The 23,246-nt window shown below is 37.3% G+C and carries 21 protein-coding genes; 17 read left to right on the plus strand and 4 right to left on the minus strand.

Annotated elements, in window-relative coordinates; translation table 11 throughout:
• The first annotated feature begins 3 nt into the window (after window positions 1–3).
• The 17 genes from recR to KJS36_RS08840 all read left to right on the plus strand — a co-directional run bounded on the left by recR (window position 4) and on the right by KJS36_RS08840 (window position 20,208).
• Window positions 4–600 (plus strand): recombination mediator RecR, encoded by a 597-nt coding sequence (gene recR, locus KJS36_RS08760; RefSeq protein WP_213536543.1) that lies wholly within the window; start codon window positions 4–6, stop codon window positions 598–600.
• Between the two features lie 110 nt (window positions 601–710).
• The gene (locus KJS36_RS08765; RefSeq protein WP_213536544.1) at window positions 711–1,760 is read left to right on the plus strand and encodes a D-alanine--D-alanine ligase; all 1,050 of its coding nucleotides are present in this window, start codon (window positions 711–713) and stop codon (window positions 1,758–1,760) included.
• 214 nt (window positions 1,761–1,974) lie between these two features.
• Entirely contained in the window at window positions 1,975–3,306 is a 1,332-nt protein-coding gene (locus KJS36_RS08770) for a UDP-N-acetylmuramoyl-tripeptide--D-alanyl-D-alanine ligase (protein ID WP_213536545.1), read from the plus strand.
• Between the two features lie 191 nt (window positions 3,307–3,497).
• Window positions 3,498–5,150, plus strand: a complete 1,653-nt coding sequence (locus KJS36_RS08775) for a peptide ABC transporter substrate-binding protein (RefSeq protein WP_213536546.1) — start codon at window positions 3,498–3,500, stop codon at window positions 5,148–5,150.
• Between the two features lie 365 nt (window positions 5,151–5,515).
• The gene (locus KJS36_RS08780) at window positions 5,516–7,192 is read left to right on the plus strand and encodes a peptide ABC transporter substrate-binding protein (protein ID WP_213536547.1); all 1,677 of its coding nucleotides are present in this window, start codon (window positions 5,516–5,518) and stop codon (window positions 7,190–7,192) included.
• An 80-nt stretch (window positions 7,193–7,272) separates the two neighbouring features.
• Window positions 7,273–8,196, plus strand: a complete 924-nt coding sequence (locus KJS36_RS08785) for an ABC transporter permease (RefSeq protein WP_213536548.1) — start codon at window positions 7,273–7,275, stop codon at window positions 8,194–8,196.
• 15 nt (window positions 8,197–8,211) lie between these two features.
• The gene (locus KJS36_RS08790; protein ID WP_213536549.1) at window positions 8,212–9,246 is read left to right on the plus strand and encodes an ABC transporter permease; all 1,035 of its coding nucleotides are present in this window, start codon (window positions 8,212–8,214) and stop codon (window positions 9,244–9,246) included.
• A 3-nt stretch (window positions 9,247–9,249) separates the two neighbouring features.
• Entirely contained in the window at window positions 9,250–10,299 is a 1,050-nt protein-coding gene (locus tag KJS36_RS08795; RefSeq protein ID WP_213536550.1) for an ABC transporter ATP-binding protein, read from the plus strand.
• Window positions 10,300–11,241 carry an ABC transporter ATP-binding protein gene (locus tag KJS36_RS08800; protein ID WP_213536551.1) on the plus strand — a complete coding sequence of 314 codons (942 nt, stop codon included), beginning with the start codon at window positions 10,300–10,302 and terminating at the stop codon, window positions 11,239–11,241. It abuts the gene before it with no gap.
• Window positions 11,242–11,414: 173 nt separating this feature from the next.
• Window positions 11,415–12,986: a peptide chain release factor 3 gene (locus tag KJS36_RS08805; RefSeq protein WP_213536552.1), complete on the plus strand. Its 1,572-nt coding sequence runs from the start codon at window positions 11,415–11,417 to the stop codon at window positions 12,984–12,986.
• A gap of 245 nt (window positions 12,987–13,231) precedes the next feature.
• On the plus strand, window positions 13,232–14,860 hold the full coding sequence (cshA, locus tag KJS36_RS08810; protein ID WP_213536553.1) for a degradosome RNA helicase CshA: 1,629 nt from the start codon (window positions 13,232–13,234) through the stop codon (window positions 14,858–14,860).
• Between the two features lie 98 nt (window positions 14,861–14,958).
• Window positions 14,959–16,050, plus strand: coding sequence for a C39 family peptidase (locus KJS36_RS08815; protein WP_213536554.1), 1,092 nt, complete (start codon window positions 14,959–14,961; stop codon window positions 16,048–16,050).
• Between the two features lie 112 nt (window positions 16,051–16,162).
• Window positions 16,163–17,074 (plus strand): GTPase Era, encoded by a 912-nt coding sequence (gene era, locus KJS36_RS08820; protein WP_213536555.1) that lies wholly within the window; start codon window positions 16,163–16,165, stop codon window positions 17,072–17,074.
• A 68-nt stretch (window positions 17,075–17,142) separates the two neighbouring features.
• Complete coding sequence (mutM, locus tag KJS36_RS08825; protein WP_213536556.1) at window positions 17,143–17,994, plus strand: DNA-formamidopyrimidine glycosylase; 852 nt, start codon at window positions 17,143–17,145, stop codon at window positions 17,992–17,994.
• Between the two features lie 138 nt (window positions 17,995–18,132).
• Window positions 18,133–19,305: a recombinase RecA gene (gene recA / locus KJS36_RS08830; protein WP_213536557.1), complete on the plus strand. Its 1,173-nt coding sequence runs from the start codon at window positions 18,133–18,135 to the stop codon at window positions 19,303–19,305.
• A gap of 212 nt (window positions 19,306–19,517) precedes the next feature.
• Window positions 19,518–19,904: a YlbF family regulator gene (locus KJS36_RS08835; RefSeq protein WP_213536558.1), complete on the plus strand. Its 387-nt coding sequence runs from the start codon at window positions 19,518–19,520 to the stop codon at window positions 19,902–19,904.
• Window positions 19,876–20,208, plus strand: a complete 333-nt coding sequence (locus KJS36_RS08840; protein WP_213536559.1) for a YlbG family protein — start codon at window positions 19,876–19,878, stop codon at window positions 20,206–20,208. Before KJS36_RS08835 ends, KJS36_RS08840 begins: the two co-directional genes overlap by 29 nt.
• A gap of 33 nt (window positions 20,209–20,241) precedes the next feature.
• Here KJS36_RS08840 and KJS36_RS08845 read toward each other — a convergent pair whose 3' ends face one another.
• The 4 genes from KJS36_RS08845 to KJS36_RS08860 form a co-directional block, all read right to left on the minus strand.
• On the minus strand, window positions 20,242–20,760 hold the full coding sequence (locus KJS36_RS08845) for a dithiol-disulfide isomerase (protein WP_213536560.1): 519 nt from the start codon (window positions 20,758–20,760) through the stop codon (window positions 20,242–20,244).
• Between the two features lie 167 nt (window positions 20,761–20,927).
• On the minus strand, window positions 20,928–21,521 hold the full coding sequence (locus KJS36_RS08850; protein WP_213536561.1) for a CYTH domain-containing protein: 594 nt from the start codon (window positions 21,519–21,521) through the stop codon (window positions 20,928–20,930).
• 134 nt (window positions 21,522–21,655) lie between these two features.
• Window positions 21,656–22,510 (minus strand): DUF1003 domain-containing protein, encoded by an 855-nt coding sequence (locus KJS36_RS08855; RefSeq protein WP_213536562.1) that lies wholly within the window; start codon window positions 22,508–22,510, stop codon window positions 21,656–21,658.
• A gap of 518 nt (window positions 22,511–23,028) precedes the next feature.
• The gene (locus KJS36_RS08860; RefSeq protein WP_213536563.1) at window positions 23,029–23,211 is read right to left on the minus strand and encodes a DUF2929 family protein; all 183 of its coding nucleotides are present in this window, start codon (window positions 23,209–23,211) and stop codon (window positions 23,029–23,031) included.
• Window positions 23,212–23,246: the final 35 nt, after the last annotated feature.

Here is a 23,246-nt window from a genome sequence, read left to right on the forward strand (position 1 = left end):
AAAATGTATTATCCAGAACCTATTGCCAAATTGATTGAAAGTTTTTCAAAATTACCAGGAATTGGGCAAAAAACAGCGACACGATTGGCTTTCCATACGATTGCTATGGACGACCAAGATGTTAATGAATTTGCTAAAAATTTACTTTCGGCAAAAAGAGATTTACGATTTTGCTCGATTTGTGGCAATTTGACTGAGAAAGACCCTTGCGAGATTTGCACGGATAATTCGCGTGATAAGTCCATGATTTTGGTGGTTGAGGAGCCAAAAGATGTGCTTGCGATGGAGAAAATTCGGGAATATCGTGGACTTTATCATGTTTTGCACGGTACGATTAGCCCGATGAATGGGATTAGTCCAGATGAGATTAACATTAAATCGCTGATTCAACGTTTGTCAGATACGACCGTGACGGAGGTTATCATTGCGACGAATGCAACTTCGGATGGTGAAGCGACAGCTATGTATTTGGCACGAATGATAAAACCGGCAGGAATTAAAGTCACTCGACTTGCGCGCGGGCTTGCTGTTGGCTCTGACATTGAGTACGCAGACGAGATTACTCTGTCAAAAGCTGTGGAAAATCGTTTGGAATTGTAAAAATATTTTTTGATAGAGTTGTCAAAAATGTTGAGAAGAAAAAAATACTTTGACAGAACTGTCAAAATATTTATTATGAAGTTTTTATGTGAAAAACATTAGGAGAAAAAATGTCTAAACAAACTTTGATTTTATTATATGGTGGACGTTCAGCAGAACGTGAAGTTTCAGTGCTGTCAGCTGAGAGTGTGATGCGCGCTGTCAATTATGAAAAATTTACTGTTAAAACTTATTTCATCACAAAGTCTGGAGATTTTGTCAAAACACAAATTTTTGACGAAAAGCCAGCCGAAAATGAAAAACTCATGACCAATGCAACGATTGATTTTGACAAGATTGTCAAAGCTTCTGACATTTATGAAAAAGATGCAGTTGTCTTCCCTGTGCTTCACGGGCCAATGGGAGAAGATGGCTCTATTCAAGGATTTTTGGAAATTTTGCGCTTGGCGTATATTGGACCTAATATTTTGGCAGCTGCAAGTACAATGGACAAACTATTAGCCAAGCTTGTTTTTGAAACAGTTGGTGTCCCACAAGTTCCGTATGTTGCCGTCTTTTCCGATGACAATCTCCAAGCAGCAGAGCAAGAAATCGCTGAAAAATTACAATTTCCAGTATTTGTAAAACCAGCAAATATGGGTTCAAGCGTTGGTATCACTAAAGTTGGAAGCCCCTCAGAACTTCAAGCAGGTTTGAAAGAAGCATTCAAATATGACAGCCGTGTCGTCGTAGAACAAGGTGTTGATGCGCGTGAAATCGAATGTGCAGTCCTTGGAAATAATGGCGAAGTTTCAGCCACATTGCCAGGGGAAGTCGTCAAAGATGTTGCGTTTTATGATTATAATTCAAAATATATTGATAATAAAATTGAAATGGCAATTCCCGCAGTAATTTCCCCAGACTTGCAACAAGAAATTCAAAATTACGCGATTAAAGCTTACAAATCAGTCAATGGAACAGGTTTATCACGTTGCGATTTCTTTGTAACAGCGGACAATAAATTCTACCTCAACGAAATAAATGCCATTCCAGGCTTTACACAATGGTCAATGTACCCATCTCTCTGGGCAAACATGGGCTTGAAATATTCAGATTTGATTGAAAAACTAGTAGAACTTGCTCAATCCGCATTTGAAACACGTGAAAAACATCTCCTTTAAACCTAAATATTTTTTGACAAAACTGTCAAAAAAATGACAATAAAAAAATACCCGTTAGAGGGTATTTTTGTTATAAGTATCACTGCCGCCCGTAAGCCGCTAAAGCGTCAACGGTCAGACGGAAGCCACTATAAGTGGTCTTCCTAGCTACCTCATTAGCATTCCATAGAGCGAAATATCGTCACTCTACGGAATGTGTTATAATAGAACCATTATGAAACTCACATTAGAAGAAATTGCCCGTGTCGTCGGTGCTAAAAATAATTTGACAGAACTGTCAAAAGAAAATATCCACCAGATTGAATTTGACAGCCGTCTCATCCAGCAAGGAGACATTTTTCTCCCTCTAAAAGGCGCTCGCGATGGTCACGAGTTTATTGAAACAGCCTTTCAAAAAGGGGCAATAGCAACATTTTCTGAACATGAAATTCCCCAAGCTCATTTCTTAGTTGAGGACAATTTAAAAGCTTTCCAAAAATTAGCTGCCTATTATCTCGAAAAAATGAAAGTTCCTGTTATTGCAGTCACAGGAAGCAATGGAAAGACAACCACTAAAGATATGATTGCGGCTGTCCTCGCGCAAAAGTTCCGTACCTACAAAACGCAAGGCAATCACAACAATGAGATTGGTTTGCCTTATACCATTCTTCATATGCCCGAAGATACAGAAAAACTCGTCCTCGAGATGGGAATGGACCATTTCGGAGACATTCATTTTCTCTCAAAACTCGCGCAACCAAGCCTTGCCCTCATCACCCTGATTGGCGAAGCTCATCTTGAGTTTATGGGGAGCCGCGAGCGGATTGCCGAGGGCAAAATGGGCATTATAGCAGGACTTCATGGAGAACTCATTGCTCCAGCAGATCCGATTATCAATCCCTATATTCCAGAAAATCAAAAAATCACGCGTTTTGGTGCAGATGAAGATATTTATATCACCCAACTTGTCGAACATAAAGATTATCTCACTTTCAACACCAACTTTTTGGAAAAAACACTCACAATTCCAGCGCCCGGCAAATTTAACGCGACAAATGCAATGCTTGCCGCCTATGTTGGGACGAAATTTAACATTTCCGAAAAAGAAATCAAAGAAGCTCTCGCTCACGTAGAACTCACACGTAACCGGACAGAGTGGAAAAAGGCGAGCAACGGAGCTGATATTCTCAGTGATGTTTATAATGCAAATCCCACAGCAATGAAGCTTATCTTGGAAACTTTCCAAAGTATCCCCAAAAATAAAAAAGGAAGAAAACTTGCCATTCTTGCAGATATGTTAGAGCTCGGAGAGACTTCGCCAGAGCTTCATGCAGACATCGCAACAGTCATCAACTTTGAAAAACTAGACAGGCTCTATCTCTATGGCCCTCTCATGGAAAATCTCTATAAAAAAGTATCAGACAACCCAGCAGTAGCTTATTTTGACAAACTTGAGAGCTTAACAGAGTCAATCAAATCAGACCTAGAACCGAATGATCAACTATTAGTTAAAGGCTCAAACGGTATGAAATTATCAAGCATTATAGAAACACTAGAAAAAGAATAAATCAACAAAAAAAGCATTTCTTATGAAGTGTTTTTTGCTAAACAAAATAAAAATAATAAATTCAGATAAATATATTATAGCTTGACAAAGTATGGAATTAAGAGTAAAATATCAAACATAATAAATTTTCTGAAAATTAAAAAATAATGAGAGTTTATATAATATGTTTACTTAATAGAGGAACAAACAATATGAAAAAAGAAAAAATTGTCGCTTTATCGCTCATTTCATTAGCATCAGTAGCACTCTTAGCTGCTTGTGGAAGCAAATCTGCAACTCAAAAGAATATCCAATTCTCAATTCCAACAGATATTGATACACTTGATTCTACAATCGTTACCGACCAATATTCTTATGATGTTATTGGAAATGTTGAAGAAGGTGCTACGCGCGTCAATCCGAAAGGCGATGCAGCTCTTGCTCTTGCAAAGTCAATAAAAGTTTCACCGGATGGACTTACTTATACGATTACACTCAAACCAAACCTCAAATGGTCAAACGGCGATAAACTCACTGCCAAAGATTTTGTTTACTCTTGGCAACGTGCAGTAAATCCAAAAACAGGCTCCGAATATGCTTATCTCATGGGAGCAGTCGCTAATGCCAACGATATTACAGCAGGCAAAAAATCAGTGGATACATTAGGGATAAAGGCAAATAGTGCAACACAATTTACAGTTACGCTTGCTCAACCAACACCTTATTTCAAATTCCTACTTTCTGAACCCGTTTATTATCCGCTTGACCAAAAAGTTGTCGAAAAATACGGAAAACAGTTTGGAACAACATCAGATAAAATGGTTTATGATGGCCCGTTTGAATTTAAATCAACTAAAAGCTGGACAGGTACAAATAAGACATTTAGTATTTACGCAAACCCAGATTATTACGACAAATCAGCCGTAAAATCCAAAGAAATTGATTTTCAAGTTATCTCAAATGCCAATACTGGCGCACAACTTTACAAACAAAAGAAATTAGACTTCACATTACTCCCAACAACTGACTTGATTGAAGCAAACAAAGGAGAAAAAGGATTTACAGTTTTCAAACAAGCGCGTACTGACTATATCGAATACAATCAATCAGGCAAAAATGCCTCAAGCGCAGATGCTCAAAAAGCATTAGCAAATCAAGATATTCGTGAAGCACTCAATCTTGCTACAAATCGTAAAGCAATCATTCAAACTGCACTTCCTGATTCAACACCAGCAACAAGCTTTACACCAGTTGGTATGAGTAAGACGTCATCTGGAGAAGATTTTGCAGATTATGCAAAACAAGATTATACATATGATGCAGCAAAAGCAAAAGAACTCTGGGAAAAAGGCTTAAAAGAAACAGGACTTTCTAAAGTGACATTAAGTTTAGAAGCAGCGACAGATTTAGCAGCATCTAAAGTCACCGCAAATTATCTCCAAACTTCATACGAATCAACTTTACCCGGCTTGACAATAAATCTAAAACTTGTTCCTTTCCAACAACGTCTAAAAGATGCACAAAATGGAACATTTGATATGGTATTGTCAGGTTGGGGCGGAGATTATGCAGAACCATCTACCTTCCTTCAACTCTTTACGGCAGGTCAATCATATAATGATGGTAAGTTCTCAAGTAAAACATATGATTCAGCCTTTAAAGCTGCGACAACCACTCCAGATGTGTTAAGTCAAGCTAAAACAGATGCAGATTATAAAACATTAGAAGATACTCTTTATAAAGGTTCATATATCAACCCAGTTGATTTTCAAGCAAATCCTGCTTTGATGAATCCAGATGTCAAAGGACTGCAATTCCATTCTACAGGTTTAGCATATGATTTGAAAACGGCATATCTTAAATAATTAAGCACGAAGCGTAGTAAATACTACGTTTTTTTTTGTGAAAACAAATTCCATAAAATGAAACAAAAATAACTATAAAAAAAATTGTAAGCCCTTGACAAACTTAACTTGAACTGATAAAATAATAAACATATCGAATTTTCAGACAACTATAGAATAAATTCGAAAATTATTAAGATACTTAATAAAACTAATAAACAAGTAAAATGTAGCGAATTAGAGTTAAAAAATTTTTAACCCTAAGTTAGAAAATATAAACGTCATTTCACTTTACATTTTGGTTCTAATTAAGTATAATAAGCAATATAATAAATTTTCTGACAATATCACATTCAGAAAGATGTTAAATGAAAGAGGGAAATTTCATGAAAACTTGGAAAAAAGTAGGCTTAGGAACTGTAGCATTAGTTTCTGTAGCTGTTCTCGCAGCTTGTGGAGGTTCAAAATCATCTTCATCAAGAAATCCGCAGTTAGAATTAACAACTGATATCTCAACACTTGATTCTGCAACGTTGACAGATACATATTCAGGTGAAATCACAGGGAATACACAAGAAGGACTTACACGCGTTAACAATAAAAACGTAGCTGTAAATGCTTTTGCAAAAAGTATTAAAGAGTCATCTGATGGCTTGACTTATACGATTACACTTCGAGATGGTTTGAAATGGTCAGACGGTTCATCTCTTACAGCCAAAGACTTCATTTATGCTTGGCAACGTGCAATCAATCCTGCAACTGGTTCTGCTTATGCTTATCTCCTTTCAGATGCTGGACATATCAAAAATGCAGCTGAAATCAATTCTGGAAAAATCAAAGACCTTAACCAATTGGGGGCAGTTGCTAAGGGAAATGTAATCACTGTTACATTGACACAACCAGTTCCATACTTCAAGTTCTTACTTGCTGAACCTGTATTCTACCCTGTTCAAAAAGCAGCAGTAGATAAATATGGTAAACAATATGGAACATCATCAGCCAAAACAGTTTATTCTGGACCATTTATCTTTAAGAAAAATGCTGGCTGGACTGGTACAAATGAATCATTCTCATTAGTTAAAAACCCTAACTACTATGATAAAAAAGATGTAAAATCTAAAGAAATTGATTTCCAAGTTGTCAAGAACCCTAATACAGCAGTTCAATTATACAAATCTGGTAAACTTGATGAAACACCTATTGCATCTCCAGATTTATATGCAGCAAATAAAGACTACAATGGTGGTAAAGATTATGTACCATTGAAAGAAGCAACGACAGCCTACATTGAATATAACCAATCAGGTAAAGGAACTTCTAATCCAACAGCTGCTAAAGCACTTCAAAATCAAGATATTCGTGAAGCAATCAATCTTGCTACGAATCGTAAAGATATTGTAAGTCAATTCTATCCAGGTTCAACACCTGCTACAGGATTTGTTCCTGCAAATATGGCGAAGACATCAACTGGCGAAGACTTCTCTAAATATGCAGCACAACCTTATACATATGATGTTGCGAAAGCAAAAGAACTTTGGACAAAAGGTCTGAAAGAAATCGGTGCAACAAAAGTTAATCTTACTTATACTACTGATGCTGACAAACCTGTTGCTAAACAAACAGCTGATTATCTTCAAACTTCATTGGCTAAAGCTTTACCAGGCTTGACAATCACAGAAAAAATTGTACCATTCCAACAACGATTGAAGGATTCACAAACTCAAAACTTTGACATGGTACTTACACTTTGGGGCGGAGATTATGCAGAACCATCTACATTCTTGAATCTCTTCTTACCTACATCTGGTCAAAATGATGGTAAAGTTAATAACCCAGCTTACGTTGCTGCGTTTAATAAAGCTGCCACATTACCAGACGTATTAGATGATGCAGCACGTAATGCAGATTATAAAGATGCTGAAAAAGCATTGTATGAAGAATCAAGCTTCAATCCTGTATATTTCCGTACAACACCATCACTCAAAAATCCAGACCTTAAAGGTTTGACATTCCATGGTACTGGTTTAAATTATGATCTTAAATCAGTTTATATTAAAAAATAAAAAATAGAGATTAAACAGGCGAAGAAGCAAGGACCAAAAAAGGTACCTACTTTTTCGTGTTTTTATAAGGAAATTTATTTATGCTAGCAAAATATATTTTGAAACGTGTTTTGTTGATGGTACTGACACTTTTCTTAGTGGTTACGGCAACTTTTTTCTTGATGCAGGTAATGCCAGGAACACCTTTCAACAATCCTAAATTGTCTCCAAGCCAACTTCAAGTATTGATGCACAGTTATGGTTTGGATAAACCACTTTATGTGCAATACCTCATTTATTTGGGGCACGCATTTACTGGTAATTTTGGAACATCATTCACTTATACCAATCAACCTGTAAGTATGATGATTGGACAACGTCTTCCAGTTTCTGCTGAACTTGGACTTGAAGCCATGATTATTGCCATTGTTTTTGGTGTAGTTTTTGGTGTTCTTTCTGCTCGTTACAGAAACACATGGGTTGATAACATTTTGAGTCTTATCTCAACATTTTCATTCTCAGTTCCATCATTTGTTGTAGGTACTGTTCTGCTTTTGATATTCGGATATACCTTACAAGTTTTGCCAGTTACTGGCTGGGATGGATTTATGAGTGGCACTTCTGTTATGCCAGCGATTGCACTATCCCTTGCTTCAATGGCGCAAGTAACTGCATTTGTTCGTTCTGAAATGATTGAATCTTTGAATTCAGATTATATACTTTTGGCACGTGCGAAAGGTTTGTCAAGTAAGGAAGTTCTTTGGAAACACGCATTGCGTAATTCTATGATTCCTATGTTGACATTGATTGGTCCAATGACAGCTGCTTTGCTGACTGGTTCAGTTCTTATCGAATCAATCTTTAGTATTCCAGGTATTGGACAACAATTTGTCAATTCTATTCCATCAAAAGACTTCCCTGTTATCATGGGAACAACGATAGTTTATGCAGTCATGCTTATGGCTATGATTCTTATTACAGATATCATTACGGCATTCGTTGATCCACGTGTAAGGTTAGACTAGAGAGGAGAGTAGAAAATGGAAAATATAAATAATAAGTTTACTCTCGTGGGAACAAAAGATACCCACGATATGGAATTGATTTCTAAACCTGCTCTTACTTTTTGGCAAGATGCTTGGCGTCGATTTAAGAAAAATAAAGTAGCAGTTGTAGCAATGGTTGTCGTTATTTTTACAATTCTATTTGCACTGGTTTCAATCGTGATTGTACCACAAAAATCTGCTAATAATTTTAATCCAAATAAGGTGCAAGTTTATAAAAATTTGCCACCAAAACTTGGAAATGTAGGTATTCCAGGCTGGGATGGCAACTTTACATCTCCTGGGAATACAGATGCAACAAATATTTATAAAGTTCAAAAAGTTCCAAAAGATACATCATTTATTTTAGGAACAGATAGTTTGGGACGTTCTCTTGCAAAACGTACTGTTGTTGGGCTACGTATCTCACTTTTGATTGCTTTTTCAGCTATTTTGTTTGACATATTTATCGGTATCACCTACGGTTTGATTTCAGGCTGGATAGGTGGTAGAGTAGATAATATCATGCAACGTATTATTGAGATTATCTCCTCAATTCCTTATCTTGTTATTGTTACAATGCTTGGAATGCTCTTTGGACAAGGAGTTTTATCAATTATTTTGGCAATAGGTATGTTTATTTGGACAGGTATTGCTAGACAAGTGCGTAATCTGACATTGAGCTGGAAAGAACGTGAATTTATTTTGGCTTCGCGTACTTTAGGTGAAAGCACATTCCGTATCATGATTCGTCATTTATTGCCTAATATGCTTGGAGTTATCATTGTACAAATTATGTTTGATATTCCGTCTGTCATCTTTGCTGAAGCAACTTTGTCGGCGATTAACCTTGGAGTTAAACCTCCAACATCATCACTTGGTTCTTTGATTTCTGATGGTATTTCAAGTCTTCAATTTTACCCATTCCAATTAGCGGTTCCTGCTGTTGTACTGTGTTTGTTGTCACTTTCATTCTTCCTGTTTGGTTATGGATTGCGTGACGCATTTGACCCTAAATCTAGTGAGGACTGAGAAATGGCTGAAAAAATATTAGAAGTAAAAAATCTACACGTAAATTTTAAAACTTATGCTGGGCAAGTAAAAGCTATCCGTAATGTTTCGTTTGACTTGGATAAAGGTCAAACAATAGCTATTGTAGGAGAATCTGGTTCAGGTAAGTCAGTAACGACTAAAACATTGATGGGCTTAAATGCTTCAAATGCAGAAATTCCAGAAGGTCAACTTCTCTATAAAGGAAAAGATTTACTAAAAAATACAGAAGCAGAATGGCAAAAACTTCGCGGAAATGAAATTTCTATGATTTTCCAAGATCCCATGACTTCTTTGGACCCAACAATGCAAATTGGGAAACAAATTGCAGAACCTTTGATTAAACATAAGGGGATGAAGAAAAAAGAAGCACTTGCACGTGCTTTGGAATTGATGAAACAAGTAGGAATTCCAGATGCTGAAAAGCATATCAAGGATTATCCTCATCAATGGTCTGGAGGAATGCGTCAACGTGCGGTTATTGCGATTGCACTTGCTGGAGACCCAGAGATACTAATCGCTGATGAACCAACAACGGCGCTTGATGTTACTATTCAAGCACAAATTATGCACATGATGTCTGAGTTACAACAACGTATTGAATCATCTATTATTTTCATTACCCACGATTTGGGAGTTGTTGCAGGTTTTGCTGATAAAGTTGCGGTTATGTATGCAGGTGAGATTGTAGAATATGGAACAGTTGAAGAAATTTTTTATAATCCACAACATCCATATACATGGGGACTTTTAGATTCTATGCCTACAGTTGACTCTGATGCTGACCGTTTAGTTTCAATTCCAGGAACACCTCCTGATTTGTTAAATCCTCCTAAAGGGGATGCTTTTGCAGCACGTAACAAATATGCGCTTGATATTGATTTTGAAGAGGAACCACCTTATTTTGAAGTTTCTCCTACCCATTATGCAAAAACTTGGCTCCTTGATTCACGGGCACCTAAAGTTGAGCCATCTGAGAAGATAAAAGCGCGTTGGGAACGCTGGAGTCAAATGTTAAAGGGGGAGGCTGAATAAATGGTAGAAGAAAGAAAAAAACTTGTTGAGCTAAAAAATATTGATTTAATATTTAATAAAGGAAAACGCAATGCCAATAAAGCAATCAACAATGTTTCCTTTGATATCTATGAGGGAGAGACATTTGGTCTTGTTGGAGAATCTGGCTCAGGTAAAACAACGATTGGTCGAGCTATCTTAAAACTCTATGACAAAGATATTGATAGTGGTGAAATTTTGTTTGATGGTAAAGATGTCATCAAGCTTAAAGGGGAAGAATTAAAGGAATTTCGTGCAGAAGCACAAATGATTTTCCAAGACCCTCAAGCTTCCTTGAATGGTCGGATGCGTGTTAAGGATATTGTTGCTGAAGGAATTGATGTTAATGGTTTGGCAAAAGATGCGGATGACCGTACAAAACAAGTAGAGGATTTATTAAAACTTGTTGGGTTAAATCATGACCATTTGACACGTTATCCACATGAGTTTTCTGGAGGACAACGTCAACGTATTGGAATTGCTCGTGCCTTGGCAGTGCGTCCAAAATTCATCGTTGCTGATGAACCTATTTCAGCGTTAGATGTTTCTATTCAAGCGCAAGTTGTCAATTTGATGAAAGATATCCAGAAAAAAGAAGGATTAACTTATTTATTCATCGCCCATGATTTGTCGATGGTTAAATATATTTCTGACCGTATTGGAGTTATGCACTGGGGTAAGATTTTGGAAATTGGTAGTGCAGACCAAGTTTATAATCACTCCATTCATCCTTATACAAAATCTTTGTTAAGTTCTATTCCGTCACCTGACCCTATTTTTGAGCGTCAACGGACACCTATTGTATATGATCCGACAGCAGAAACAGATGGGCAAGTGCGTGAAATGCGAGAAATTTTACCTGGTCATTTTGTATTTTCTACAGAAGAAGAAGCGGCTGAATACAAAAAAACAGCTACTTTATAAGATATAAAAAAGTTTTGTCGTCTGGCAAAGCTTTTTTATTAGAAAACTAAGAGAAATCTATAAAATAAGTTATTTTTTGATATAATAAATAGGAACAAATAGTTGAGGTAAATCCAATGTAGAGAAGATGAATGTACTAGGAAAAATAATAAATAAAGGAAATATGAGATAAAATGACTATTGAAGAAGAAATAAAAAAACGGCGCACTTTTGCGATTATTTCTCATCCGGATGCTGGTAAAACAACAATTACTGAGCAATTATTGAAGTTTGGTGGGGCAATTCGTGAAGCGGGAACAGTAAAAGCGCGTAAAACTGGGAATTTTGCGAAGTCGGACTGGATGGATATTGAAAAAGAACGTGGAATTTCAGTTACATCATCTGTTATGCAGTTTGATTATGCTGGGAAACGTGTAAATATCTTGGATACACCGGGACATGAGGACTTTTCTGAAGATACTTATCGGACTTTGATGGCTGTGGATGCGGCTGTGATGGTAATTGACTCAGCAAAAGGTATCGAAGCACAGACGAAGAAGCTGTTTCAGGTTGTGAAGCACCGTAATATCCCTGTCTTTACGTTTATCAATAAACTTGACCGTGGTGGACGTGAACCTTTGGATTTACTTTCGGAATTGGAAGATATTCTTGGTATTCAGTCTGTGCCGATGAACTGGCCGATTGGTATGGGAAAGAATTTCCAAGGGCTGTATGATTTTTATAATCGACGGATTGAGGTTTATCAACCGGAAGATGATGAGCGTTTTGTAGCTTTGGACGAAAAGGGAGAAATTCCTGCGGAACATACTTTGACGCAAAACCCTTTTTACGCGCAAGCTTTAGAAGATGCAGAATTGTTGCAAGATGCGGGAAATGAATTTGATGAGGAAGCGGTGATTGCTGGAAAGTTGACACCTGTATTTTTTGGTTCGGCATTGACGAGCTTTGGTGTACAAACTTTCTTGGAAACTTTCTTGGAATATGCGCCTGAACCTCATGCTCATAAAACGGTGGAGGATACAGAAGTTGAACCGTTCAATCCTGATTTTTCTGGATTTATCTTTAAAATCCAAGCGAATATGGACCCACGTCATCGTGATAGGATTGCATTTTTGAGAATTGTATCGGGTGAGTTTGAGCGTGGAATGGATGCTACTTTGTTGCGTACAGGAAAAAAGATTAAGCTTTCAAATGTGACACAATTTATGGCAGAAGCACGGGAAAATGTTGAAAATGCGGTTGCTGGAGATATCATTGGTGTTTATGATACAGGTACTTATCAGGTTGGAGATACGCTTGCGACTGGAAAATTGAAGACAGCGTTTGAGCCTTTGCCAACATTTACACCAGAACTTTTTATGCGTGTACAAGCTAAAAATGTGATGAAACAAAAATCATTTCATAAAGGAATTGAACAGTTGGTACAAGAAGGTGCTGTTCAGCTTTATCGGACTTATACAACAGGAGATTTGATGTTGGGAGCTGTGGGGCAGCTGCAGTTCGAAGTGTTTAAGGACCGTATGGAACGTGAATATAATGCGGAAATTGTCATGACGCCAATGGGAAATAAGACAGTGCGCTGGATAAATCCTGACCAACTTGATGAAAAGATGTCTTCTAGCCGAAACATTTTGGCACGCGACCGTTTTGAACACCCACTGTTCTTGTTTGAAAATGAATTTGCTTTGCGCTGGTTCAAGGATAAATATCCTGATGTGGAGTTGATGGAACAGTTTTCGGTTTAATTTAGCTGAGAAATGAGAATTGATTTGTAAGAATAACTTTGTCAGGTTGACGAAGTTATTTTTTGAAAGAATTTTCATAGAAATTAATAGTGAAAGTTTTTTTGTAAAAACGGTGATATTTGTGGTATAATAGGAAAGTTACGTCAGGCGAGTGATGTTAAAAAGTTTTTCGCCTGTGTCATGGGCTTCGCGCCCTGTAATGATTAGAGTATCGGAAGATACGATTAGAAAAAATAGGTGAAAACTTGAAATTTAACGAACTGGGTCTCTCTGAGACTACTCTCGCGATGCTTGACGCTATTGGCTATGAAACGCCAACTCCGATTCAAGAACAAACAATAAAACTTGCACTTGCTGGTCGTGATGTGATTGGCCAAGCGCAGACTGGTACTGGTAAAACGGCAGCTTTTGGGCTTCCTACGATTGATAGTATTGATGCTTCTAATGGCGCTATTCAGGCTTTGGTAATCGCACCAACACGTGAACTTGCGGTACAAAATCAAGAAGAACTTTTCCGTTTTGGTAAGGCAAAATCTTTGAAAGTCCGTACTGTTTATGGTGGTTCTAGTATTGAACGTCAAATCAAAGCTTTGAAATCTGGAGCGCACATTGTTGTGGGAACTCCTGGACGTATTGTGGATTTGATTAAACGTAAGGCTTTGAAATTGTCTGATTTGAAGACATTGATTTTGGACGAAGCAGATGAAATGCTCAATATGGGATTTTTAGAGGATATTGAATTTATCATTTCTAGTACACCAACTGAACGTCAAACATTGCTTTTTAGTGCAACAATGCCTGCTGATATTAAAAAAATCGGTGTGAAATTCATGAAAAATCCTGAACATATCAAAGTTGTTTCTAAGGAAATGACGGCAGATAATATTGATCAGTATTTTGTGAAAGCTAAAGAATTTGAGAAGTTTGATGTTTTGACACGGTTGATTGATGTGGAACGTCCTGAACTTGCGATTATTTTTGGTCGAACGAAACGTCGTGTGGATGAAATTACTCGTGGTTTGAAATTGCGCGGTTATCGTGCGGAAGGTATTCACGGAGATTTGGACCAAAGCAAGCGTATGGCTGTTTTGCGTGATTTTAAAGCGGGTCATTTGGATATTTTGGTAGCAACAGATGTGGCTGCACGCGGACTTGATATTTCTGGTGTGACACACGTTTATAACTACGATATCACACAAGACCAAGAAAGTTATGTTCACCGTATTGGCCGTACTGGTCGTGCTGGAAAATCTGGTCGTTCTGTTACTTTTGTTACTTATAACGAAATGGGTTATTTGCGTGCGATTGAGAATTTGACGAAAAAACCAATGAAAGGTTTGAAACCACCAACAAAAGATGAAGCTTACCGTGCCTCACTTGGTGTTGCGATGGATGAAGTGAAACGTGATTTGACGGATGAGACTTTACGTGAGAAATTGGGCAAATTTGATAAACAAGCTGCAAAACTCATGGAAGAATTTGATGTGAAAGAACTGGTTTCATTGCTTATTCAAGGACGTGTCAAAGACCCTGATACGATGGAAAAAGTCGATATTTCTCCTGAACGTCCTTTGCCATTTAACAATGGGGAAGCTGGATTTAAAGGGAAAAAAGGTCGTGGCGGCGGAAGAGGTCGTGGTAGAGACAATCGCGATAGCAACTATCGTTCTGGAAAATCTGGAGATGGAGAAAATCGTGGCGGAAAACGTAACTGGGGCAATAAACGCAACGACCGTGATGATAATCGTGGTGGCTACCGTGGCAAACGTGATGATCGTCGTGATGAGCATAAATCAGATAATAAGAAACCACGCCCACGTACTGGAACTGAGAAGAAATCTGGTTTTGTGATGCGTAATCGTGGTGATAAATGATAAAATATTAGTGAAAAACTATCCATTGGATAGTTTTTTTATAAAGTGAATTTTGATTTCTTATAGGATATGTATAATTTTTTTGTTATAATAAAAAGATGAAAAAAATAATATTATTAGTAGTTGCGGTCATTACTATAATTGTTGGATTTGGCTGTACTGTCTCAGAGGCCGGGGCAGCTACTCTGGGAGTGAAACTTTATAGAATGTATAATTTAACTTCTGGAGAGCATTTTTATACGGAAAATTTATATGAGGCAAAGTCTTTGCAAACGGCGGGTTGGTCATATGAAGGGACGGAAAGTATGGAACCCTCTAGTGGACAGGCTGTGTATCGACTTTATAATTTGAATTCTGGAGTTCATTTTTATACTGTGAATAGTTATGAAAAGGGTCAACTTGTTGCAAAAGGTTGGCGCTATGAGGGGATTGCTTTTTATTCTGGAGGTTCTGTTACACTTTATCGGGCGTATAATCCGAATAATGGTCAACATAATTATACAACGAGTAGTTATGAGCAACAAAGTTTGGTGAATGCTGGTTGGAATAACGAAGGTTTAGGTTTCAAGGCGCTTGCTTTGGGAAATCCGAAAGATGGTGATTTGCCTTTAGGAACAGGAGTGAAGAATTATATTTTGATGACTTCTGGTTCGGTCAATCAAAATAATATTGGTGCTTATCAGGCTTGTGAAGCGTGCGCATTGTATAATGGTTTGGTTGCAATCGGAAAAACACAGGGAAATTCAGTTCAGTATTTGATAAATCAGTTGCCACATAGTCAAAATCCTAATATTGGTTATGTTGGGAATCCTTATGATAGTCTAGCTTCTGGATATCCGGGAATTGCTTATGTGATGTGGGCGCCAGCTTTGGCAAAATATGCAACACGTTTTGATTCGGCAGCGCGTGATATTTCTGGAAGTTCTATGGCAACGATTGAAAAGTATGTTCTGGCAAAACGTCCGGTCATTATTTATGGAACCTTACAACAGGGAGCGGCTAAGGTGGTCAATGGCAATTATTATGGTGGACGTGAGTTGAGTAATAGTCACACTTATTTGATTGACGGTTATAATGCAACGACGGGACAATTTCATATTACGGATTCGATTTATGGAAAATATTGGAAATCTGTAAGTGCGATTAATGCTGCTTATGTTGGAAATAATTCTGGTGCTGTCGTTTTATGATAAATTTGCTAAAAAAGTTTTTGACAGTTCTGTCAAAAACTTTTTTGATTGTAAAATGAGGCTGTCAAAAAAATTTCGGATAAAATGACTGCTTTTGTGCTATAATAGCGCTATGGTAAATAACAAATTTAAATCAGGTTTTGTGGCGATTTTGGGTCGTCCAAATGTTGGAAAATCAACGTTTTTAAATCAGGTCATGGGGCAAAAAATTGCCATTATGAGTGATAAACCGCAGACGACACGCAATAAAATTCAGGGGATTTATACGACGGAAAATGAACAAATAGTGTTCATTGACACGCCAGGTATTCACAAACCGCACAATGCGCTGGGCGATTTCATGGTACAATCTGCCTACTCAACGCTGCGCGAATGTGATGTGGTGCTCTTTATGGTGGCGGCAGACGAGCCACGTTCGACGGGCGAAAATATGATTATTGAGCGCTTGAAAACAGCGAAAGTTCCTGTGATTTTGGTCGTCAATAAGATTGACAAAGTCCATCCAGACCGTTTGTTTGAGATTGTGACGGATTATACAAGCCAAATGGAATTTGCGGAAGTTGTGCCGATTTCTGCTTTGCAGGGCAATAACACGGTGAATTTGATTGAAACAATTTCTGGAAAATTGGACGAAGGTCCGCAGTATTTCCCAGAAGATATGATAACTGACCATCCTGAGCGCTTTTTGGTGAGTGAGATGATTCGCGAGAAGATTTTGCTGCTGACGCGCGAAGAAGTGCCGCACAGCATTGCGGTGACGACAGACCAGATGACGCGTGATGAGGAAACGGGGAAAATTCACATTATGGCGACGATTATTGTTGAGCGCAAGAGCCAGAAGGGAATTATTCTCGGAAAAGGTGGTTCGATGATTAAAAAAGTCGGACAGCTGGCGCGCCGTGACATTGAGATTATGCTGGGAGACAAGGTTTATCTTGAAACTTGGGTCAAGATAAAGTCAGATTGGCGCGACCGCAAGATGGATTTAGCTGATTTTGGTTATAAGAAAGAAGATTATATGTAAGTAAATTTTTTGACAGACTGCCGGACAGGGTGAACTGTCAAAAAATTTGAGAAAAAAAGGAGGTCGAAATGCCTGAATTACCAGAGGTTGAGACAGTTCGACGTGGGCTATCAAAACTGGTTACAGGAGAAAAAATTGTTGCGCTCAAAGCGAGCTATCCACGAATGGTTTTGACAGGTTTTGATGCTTTGAAATCGGCGCTGCTCGGTCAAACAATTCGGCAAGTTTCTCGACGGGGAAAATATCTAATTTTTGAGTTTGATGAGTTGGCACTTATCTCACATTTGCGAATGGAAGGAAAATATCGACTGGAAACAGCTGATTTTGTTGTGCAAAAACATGACCATATTTTTATGACATTTGCAGATGGTAAGACTTTAATTTACAATGATGTACGTAAATTTGGCACTTGGGAGTTGATTGGGACTGAAAAAAATTTGACAGAACTGTCAAAAAAACTTGAACAGTATTTTGTCAAAAAAAATCTTGGACCAGAGCCAACATTTACTGATTTTGACCTGTCTATTTTCAGAAAAAAATTACAGAAATCGCGAAAGAAAATTAAGCCATACTTGCTGGAACAGACACTTGTAGTAGGTCTTGGAAATATCTACGTTGATGAGGTACTATGGGCGGCGCAGATTCATCCTGAGACGATGGCGATGGCTTTGACCGAGGAGCAAATCAAGCTGTTGCACGACACGATTATTGAGATTTTGCAACTCGCTGTCGTGCGTGGTGGCTCAAGTATTCGCACCTACACGAACGCTTTTGGCAAAGAAGGCGATATGCAAAATGAGCTGAAAGTTTATGGCAAGGAAGGCACAGCTTGTCCACGTTGTGGTACGATTATCGAAAAAATCAAGGTTGCTGGACGTGGGACACATTTTTGCCCAAATTGTCAGAAAAAAATTTTTTGACAGTTTTGTCAAAAAAATCTGTGACATTTTCATCAAAAAAACGTATATAAAAGTAAGGAGAAAATAAAATTTATCTCTTAAAAAACGAACAAAAAAATGCTATAATATAGTAATAATAAAGTAAACGGAGAAAAAAATTTGGCATCAAAGAAAAAAACAAATTTTGAAGACATAACAAAAAAATATGGTGCAGAACGCGATAAAGCTTTGTCAGATGCGATGGCACTTATTGAAAAAGACTTTGGGAAAGGCTCACTTATGCGTCTTGGCGAAGCAGCCAATCAAAAAGTGCAAGTGATGAGCTCAGGCTCATTGGCACTTGATATTGCACTCGGAGCAGGCGGATATCCTAAAGGACGTATTATCGAAATTTATGGCCCAGAAAGTTCTGGTAAAACAACAGTCGCCTTGCACGCAGTGGCTGCCATTCAAAAAGAAGGTGGAATTGCCGCTTATATTGATGCCGAAAATGCGTTGGATCCAGAATATGCAGCGGTTCTCGGCGTTGATATTGACCAGCTTTTGCTATCTCAACCTGACTATGGCGAGCAAGGTCTGCAAATTGCTGAAAAATTGATTAGCTCAGGTGCAGTTGACCTTGTCGTTGTTGACTCAGTCGCAGCTCTCACACCAAAAGCTGAAATTGACGGAGAAATCGGAGATAGCTCAGTTGGTTTGCAAGCGCGTATGATGTCACAAGCCATGCGTAAACTTGCAGGGCATATCAATAAAACACAAACCACAGCGATTTTCATTAACCAATTACGTGAAAAAATCGGTGTCATGTTTGGTTCTCCAGAAACAACACCTGGTGGACGTGCCTTGAAATTTTATGCTTCTGTCCGCCTTGATGTACGTGGCTCAACAAAGATTGAAGAAGGTACAGGGGACAACAAAGTAGCACTTGGTAAACAAACCAAAATTAAAGTAGTCAAAAATAAAGTAGCACCACCATTTAAAACAGCTTTCGTTGACATCATGTTTGGTGAAGGAATTTCTAAAACAGGTGAACTATTAAACATTGCTGTAGATGAGGGAATTATCAAAAAATCTGGTTCATGGTTTGCTTATAATGATGAAAAAATTGGTCAAGGTGCTGAGAAAGCAAAAGCTTATCTCAAAGAACATCCAGAAGTCTTTGACGAAATTGACCACAAAATCCGTCTTGAACATGGTTTACTTCCAGATGAAAAAGCACCAGCAGTAGCAGAAGTTGCTGAAAAACCAGATAAAAAAGCAAGTAAAGCAAAGAAAACTGAAAAAGCAGCGGAAACTGTTGAAACAGAAGAAATTGAGTTAGAATTAGAATAATTTTCACAAAAGTCGAAATAAGCTTTCGACTTTTTGCATTCTTTATCGCCTTTACTCATTATTAGCCAAATTCTGTTATAAGTATCACTGCCCGTAAGATGCTAAAGCATCAACGGTCAGATGGAAGTCGCTAGGGCGAACTTCCTAGATACCTCATTAGCGTTCGGTAAAGCGAAGTATCGTCGCTTTACCAAATGTGTTATAATATAATTATGTTAATCATTGATGAAAAATTACTGGAAATCGAAAATTCATTTGATAATCTAGTTACTGAAATTGGAAAATCTTCGGAAGTAGCGAGATATAAAAAGCTGCGTAGAGCATTTTTAGCAGATGAGAAATTACAAAAAAAGATTGCTCAACTCAATGAAAATCGAGATTTTTTAGCTTATCGTCCAGAACTTCGAGAATTACAAAAAGAGATTTTTATGGATGAGAAAGTTTATCAGCTTCGATTGGCTGAAAATGATGTTCAGGTGATTTTGTCAAATTTGACAAAAAAAATTGCCAGTAGCATTTCAGAAAATATCTATGTTGATGAAAATATACCACTGAAAGGAGGAAGTCGTCATGACCGACACCATCGAAATGAACACTGAAAATAGCGAAAAAAATATTCGTCCTTTAGAAGTTCCAGAGCGCATACCAATTTATGTCTATTCTAATTCACATAAAGGAAGTCGCCAGTTGACGCGTTTTGGAGATGTGAATTATACAAGTCAGAAAGCACATTACAGCGTACTTTACATCAATCAAGAAAATCTAGAAGCAACATTAGAAGAATTAAAGAAATTAAAATTTGTGAAAAAAATCCGTGTGGGACATATTAAAGAACTCAATAAAAACTTTTCCGAAGCTTTTGCCCAAACAAATAGTGAGGTAAAACAAGAAATGGAACTTTAAAAGTCCACACATATGCAAATAAAAAACTGCCAATTAGGCAGTTTTTTCGATATTTTTTAAGTAGTTTTGCAAATGATGATGGTCACATTTGTTAAGTTGCAAATATTCAGTGTCGGTCATTATAAGACCGGCAGGACTTTGTTTAAAGTTATCTTTATGGAAATTTTGAGAAACTAAGGCCAATTCTTGTTTTCCAAAATCACGATAAATGATAAAATCAGAAGTTCGTAAACCAATTTCCTGTAAAATTTGATGACGCAAAAGGTCATTGTAAGCCAAAATACCTGGCTCTGCTAGTTTTTCTTGTAATTTTAATAAAAACTGTCTTCCATATTTTCGTCCATGAAGATTTACTGTCAAAAAATCAACAGAAATCTTTTGCAGTCTGTCATAACAAGCATTAAGATTTTCGACATTACGTGGAAGCTCCAAACGGTCACGTAAAGCCTTTGCCGTAACTAAGGTCAGAACGGGGCAAAGATGCCAATCATTCTCGTCAAAAGTCTCAAGCGCGTCCAAAATAGGAGTAAAATAATAATGAATTTCAAACATACAGTTTTTGTTTCTCCACTTCTATGATTATCACAAAGAATATCTTACCAAAAAAGAATTAGGAAGCAAAGTAATATACATGAAAAATAATGAAAGCGTTACACAAGACAAGAACTCAGTAATTTTTCAAACAATTTTAAGAAAATTAAATGTATAATCAAAAATTTTTATTTTTTTAAATGGCGCAAACAATCCAAGAAACGTACAACTTTTGACTTAGAAAAACGGTATTCAATCTGATTTCTTGACAAAAAATCAAAGAAATCTTTTTTGCCTTGAACATCATCTTCAACTTCTAATTCCAACTCATAATCTGTATGTCCCAGATAATCATTTTTATCCAGCGCTGCAAGTCCGATTGGTAAATGTTGCTCATAGCGAATGGTAGTCAGAGAGCCAATCGTAGTGATTTCACTCAAATCAATATCTCGTTCTTCCAAAATATCCGAGATTTCACAAAGGTCAGTATTTCCACAAGTGATATTCCGAGCGGAAAGGAGTTGTTGTGCTTCCTCAAGTGTGAGCGCAATGTTATATTCGATATTTCCTACTTCTTGAGGAACTTTGAGTGTCATTTCAGCATCATGGTCAAAAGTACGGATGCGCAATGCTAATTTTCTTTTTCTTAATTTCAAATCTGGAGAATCAAGATAATGATTGGTTTGTCTGATAGGTGTAACATGAGTAAAAAGCTGCTTCAACTGGTCATATTCTGCCAGCGATAAAAGCGATTTAAACTCGATTTCTAAATTTGTAGTCATATGTTGTTTCAAGGATATTTTTAGAAAATTTCTCAAGAAAAATATCCTTCCCTTCTTGAATATGTAAAACTTATATTACCTAAAAGTATATCAAAAGCTGGTAATTAAGTAAAGCAAACAAAAAATCCTCAGTTTCAAGGATTATTTGTCTGCTTTTCATTATCTTCTTCATCGTTGGTGTTGTCTTCAATAGTATCAAGACTTTCTTCAAAATCATCCAACTGGTCTTCAACATCATCAAGGCGTTCGCGAATATCTTGATTTTGCTGATAAACTTCATTAAGAAGAATCTGAATATCTCCAAGCATTTCAGTTTGTATTTTCTGAATTTGCATATTTGAGGATTGGTCATCCATCATCAGATGGTCAAGCTTTTCGTGTAGTGCTTGAATGCCCTTATCAGATTTTGTATTGATAAGGAAGTCATTTTTTGCTGAAAGACGGTCGTGGTCACTCGCACGATTTTGGCTCATCATGATGAGCGGAGCTTGTAAAGCTGCTGTGATTGAGAGAAAAAGATTGAGCAAGATAAAAGGATATTTATCCCATTGAAAACCAAATAAAAGTCCTGTGACATTGAGAAACATCCAGACAATAAGAATACCAACATAGGTAAGGATAAAAGACCAAGAACCAACAAATTCAGTTACTTTATCTGCGGCACGCTCTCCCCAAGTTTCCTGAGCTTCGAGCTGTTCTTCAACGTCCTGAATTTCAAAATTTGCTTTCTTGAGTTCTTCATTGAGTTGATCATTAACAGTAAAGTTTTTCTGTAAATCAAGATGAAATAGTGTATCAAGGACTTCCAAACGAAATTTTACCTGATGTTCATTACAGATAAAACTATGAGGTTCTGCCTCTGGGTAATCACGTTTGATAACCGTTTGGAGACTTGGGTCGAGGTTTTCGAGATAGTCTCCACCAGATACACGATGGATTCGTCCGTTTACCAGACAAACCGCTTTATTTGATGCAATAGTAGGAGCCATTTTTGCTATGGCTTCGAGCTTGTAAATAGAAATGTTCTTCAGGAAAAGTCGCAAAACATCGTAGAACGGTTTTTCATGAATGACATTTCAAAAATTTGCACAATTTGCCCTTTTTATGTTATTCCTTTAGCAACGCACACTGTATCCATCGTTTTTAGGCTTATTTTAAGCGCAAAAAATGAGACGAGAAGTGCTCGCAAGTTGAAGATATAAAAATGATTGACAAAATTGCCTGTGGGTGGGTATAGGGATGTCGCTTTCCAAGCTTGAAGCACTCTCCTTTCTTTAAGATACAAAAGCTAAGCTTTTATTATTTTGTAATTTTTAATTCCTTACTAATTATAACCTATTTTCAGATAGTTGCAAGTATCTGGACACTTTTTGAGAAATTGTATATTAAAAACTCAGATTTTTTTAGAGTGAAACAATAGGTGGGTGAGTATTTTTGGTCATAATAAAAAAAGGAATTTCATTGCGAAATTCCTTTTTTTGATTGTGGAGTCAAAATTGACAAATTTTTAATTTTCTTTAGTATCTTTTCCGACAGCAACAATGCTGACGATATAAACAAATATGCCAAAGACAAGGCTGACACCAAGTGTCCACGTAGCATTGTCAGGAACGCCTGCGAGGGCGGTCATGATGTATCCAGCGACTTCGCCAAGAACGACTGACCAAAATAATGCAACAATAAGTTTCATATTTTACGCCTCTTTCTGTTATTTTTTATCCAAAA

It is taken from the genome of Lactococcus nasutitermitis (genome assembly GCF_018403765.1).
In the GTDB taxonomy this organism is placed as follows: Bacteria; Bacillota; Bacilli; order Lactobacillales; family Streptococcaceae; genus Lactococcus; species Lactococcus nasutitermitis.

Excerpts from the sequence above, each read along its gene's own strand:
- KJS36_RS08775 (WP_213536546.1), top strand. The coding sequence starts at position 3,498 with ATGAAAAAAGAAAAAATTGTCGCTTTATCGCTCATTTCATTAGCATCA.
- era (WP_213536555.1), top strand. The coding sequence starts at position 16,163 with ATGGTAAATAACAAATTTAAATCAGGTTTTGTGGCGATTTTGGGTCGT.
- KJS36_RS08850 (WP_213536561.1), bottom strand. The coding sequence starts at position 21,521 with ATGACTACAAATTTAGAAATCGAGTTTAAATCGCTTTTATCGCTGGCA.
- mutM (WP_213536556.1), top strand. The coding sequence starts at position 17,143 with ATGCCTGAATTACCAGAGGTTGAGACAGTTCGACGTGGGCTATCAAAA.
- recR (WP_213536543.1), top strand. The coding sequence starts at position 4 with ATGTATTATCCAGAACCTATTGCCAAATTGATTGAAAGTTTTTCAAAA.
- KJS36_RS08800 (WP_213536551.1), top strand. The coding sequence starts at position 10,300 with ATGGTAGAAGAAAGAAAAAAACTTGTTGAGCTAAAAAATATTGATTTA.
- KJS36_RS08855 (WP_213536562.1), bottom strand. The coding sequence starts at position 22,510 with ATGGCTCCTACTATTGCATCAAATAAAGCGGTTTGTCTGGTAAACGGA.
- KJS36_RS08790 (WP_213536549.1), top strand. The coding sequence starts at position 8,212 with ATGGAAAATATAAATAATAAGTTTACTCTCGTGGGAACAAAAGATACC.
- KJS36_RS08815 (WP_213536554.1), top strand. The coding sequence starts at position 14,959 with ATGAAAAAAATAATATTATTAGTAGTTGCGGTCATTACTATAATTGTT.
- KJS36_RS08835 (WP_213536558.1), top strand. The coding sequence starts at position 19,518 with ATGTTAATCATTGATGAAAAATTACTGGAAATCGAAAATTCATTTGAT.
- KJS36_RS08785 (WP_213536548.1), top strand. The coding sequence starts at position 7,273 with ATGCTAGCAAAATATATTTTGAAACGTGTTTTGTTGATGGTACTGACA.
- KJS36_RS08805 (WP_213536552.1), top strand. The coding sequence starts at position 11,415 with ATGACTATTGAAGAAGAAATAAAAAAACGGCGCACTTTTGCGATTATT.
- KJS36_RS08860 (WP_213536563.1), bottom strand. The coding sequence starts at position 23,211 with ATGAAACTTATTGTTGCATTATTTTGGTCAGTCGTTCTTGGCGAAGTC.
- KJS36_RS08780 (WP_213536547.1), top strand. The coding sequence starts at position 5,516 with ATGAAAACTTGGAAAAAAGTAGGCTTAGGAACTGTAGCATTAGTTTCT.
- KJS36_RS08795 (WP_213536550.1), top strand. The coding sequence starts at position 9,250 with ATGGCTGAAAAAATATTAGAAGTAAAAAATCTACACGTAAATTTTAAA.
- KJS36_RS08765 (WP_213536544.1), top strand. The coding sequence starts at position 711 with ATGTCTAAACAAACTTTGATTTTATTATATGGTGGACGTTCAGCAGAA.
- KJS36_RS08845 (WP_213536560.1), bottom strand. The coding sequence starts at position 20,760 with ATGTTTGAAATTCATTATTATTTTACTCCTATTTTGGACGCGCTTGAG.
- KJS36_RS08770 (WP_213536545.1), top strand. The coding sequence starts at position 1,975 with ATGAAACTCACATTAGAAGAAATTGCCCGTGTCGTCGGTGCTAAAAAT.
- KJS36_RS08840 (WP_213536559.1), top strand. The coding sequence starts at position 19,876 with ATGACCGACACCATCGAAATGAACACTGAAAATAGCGAAAAAAATATT.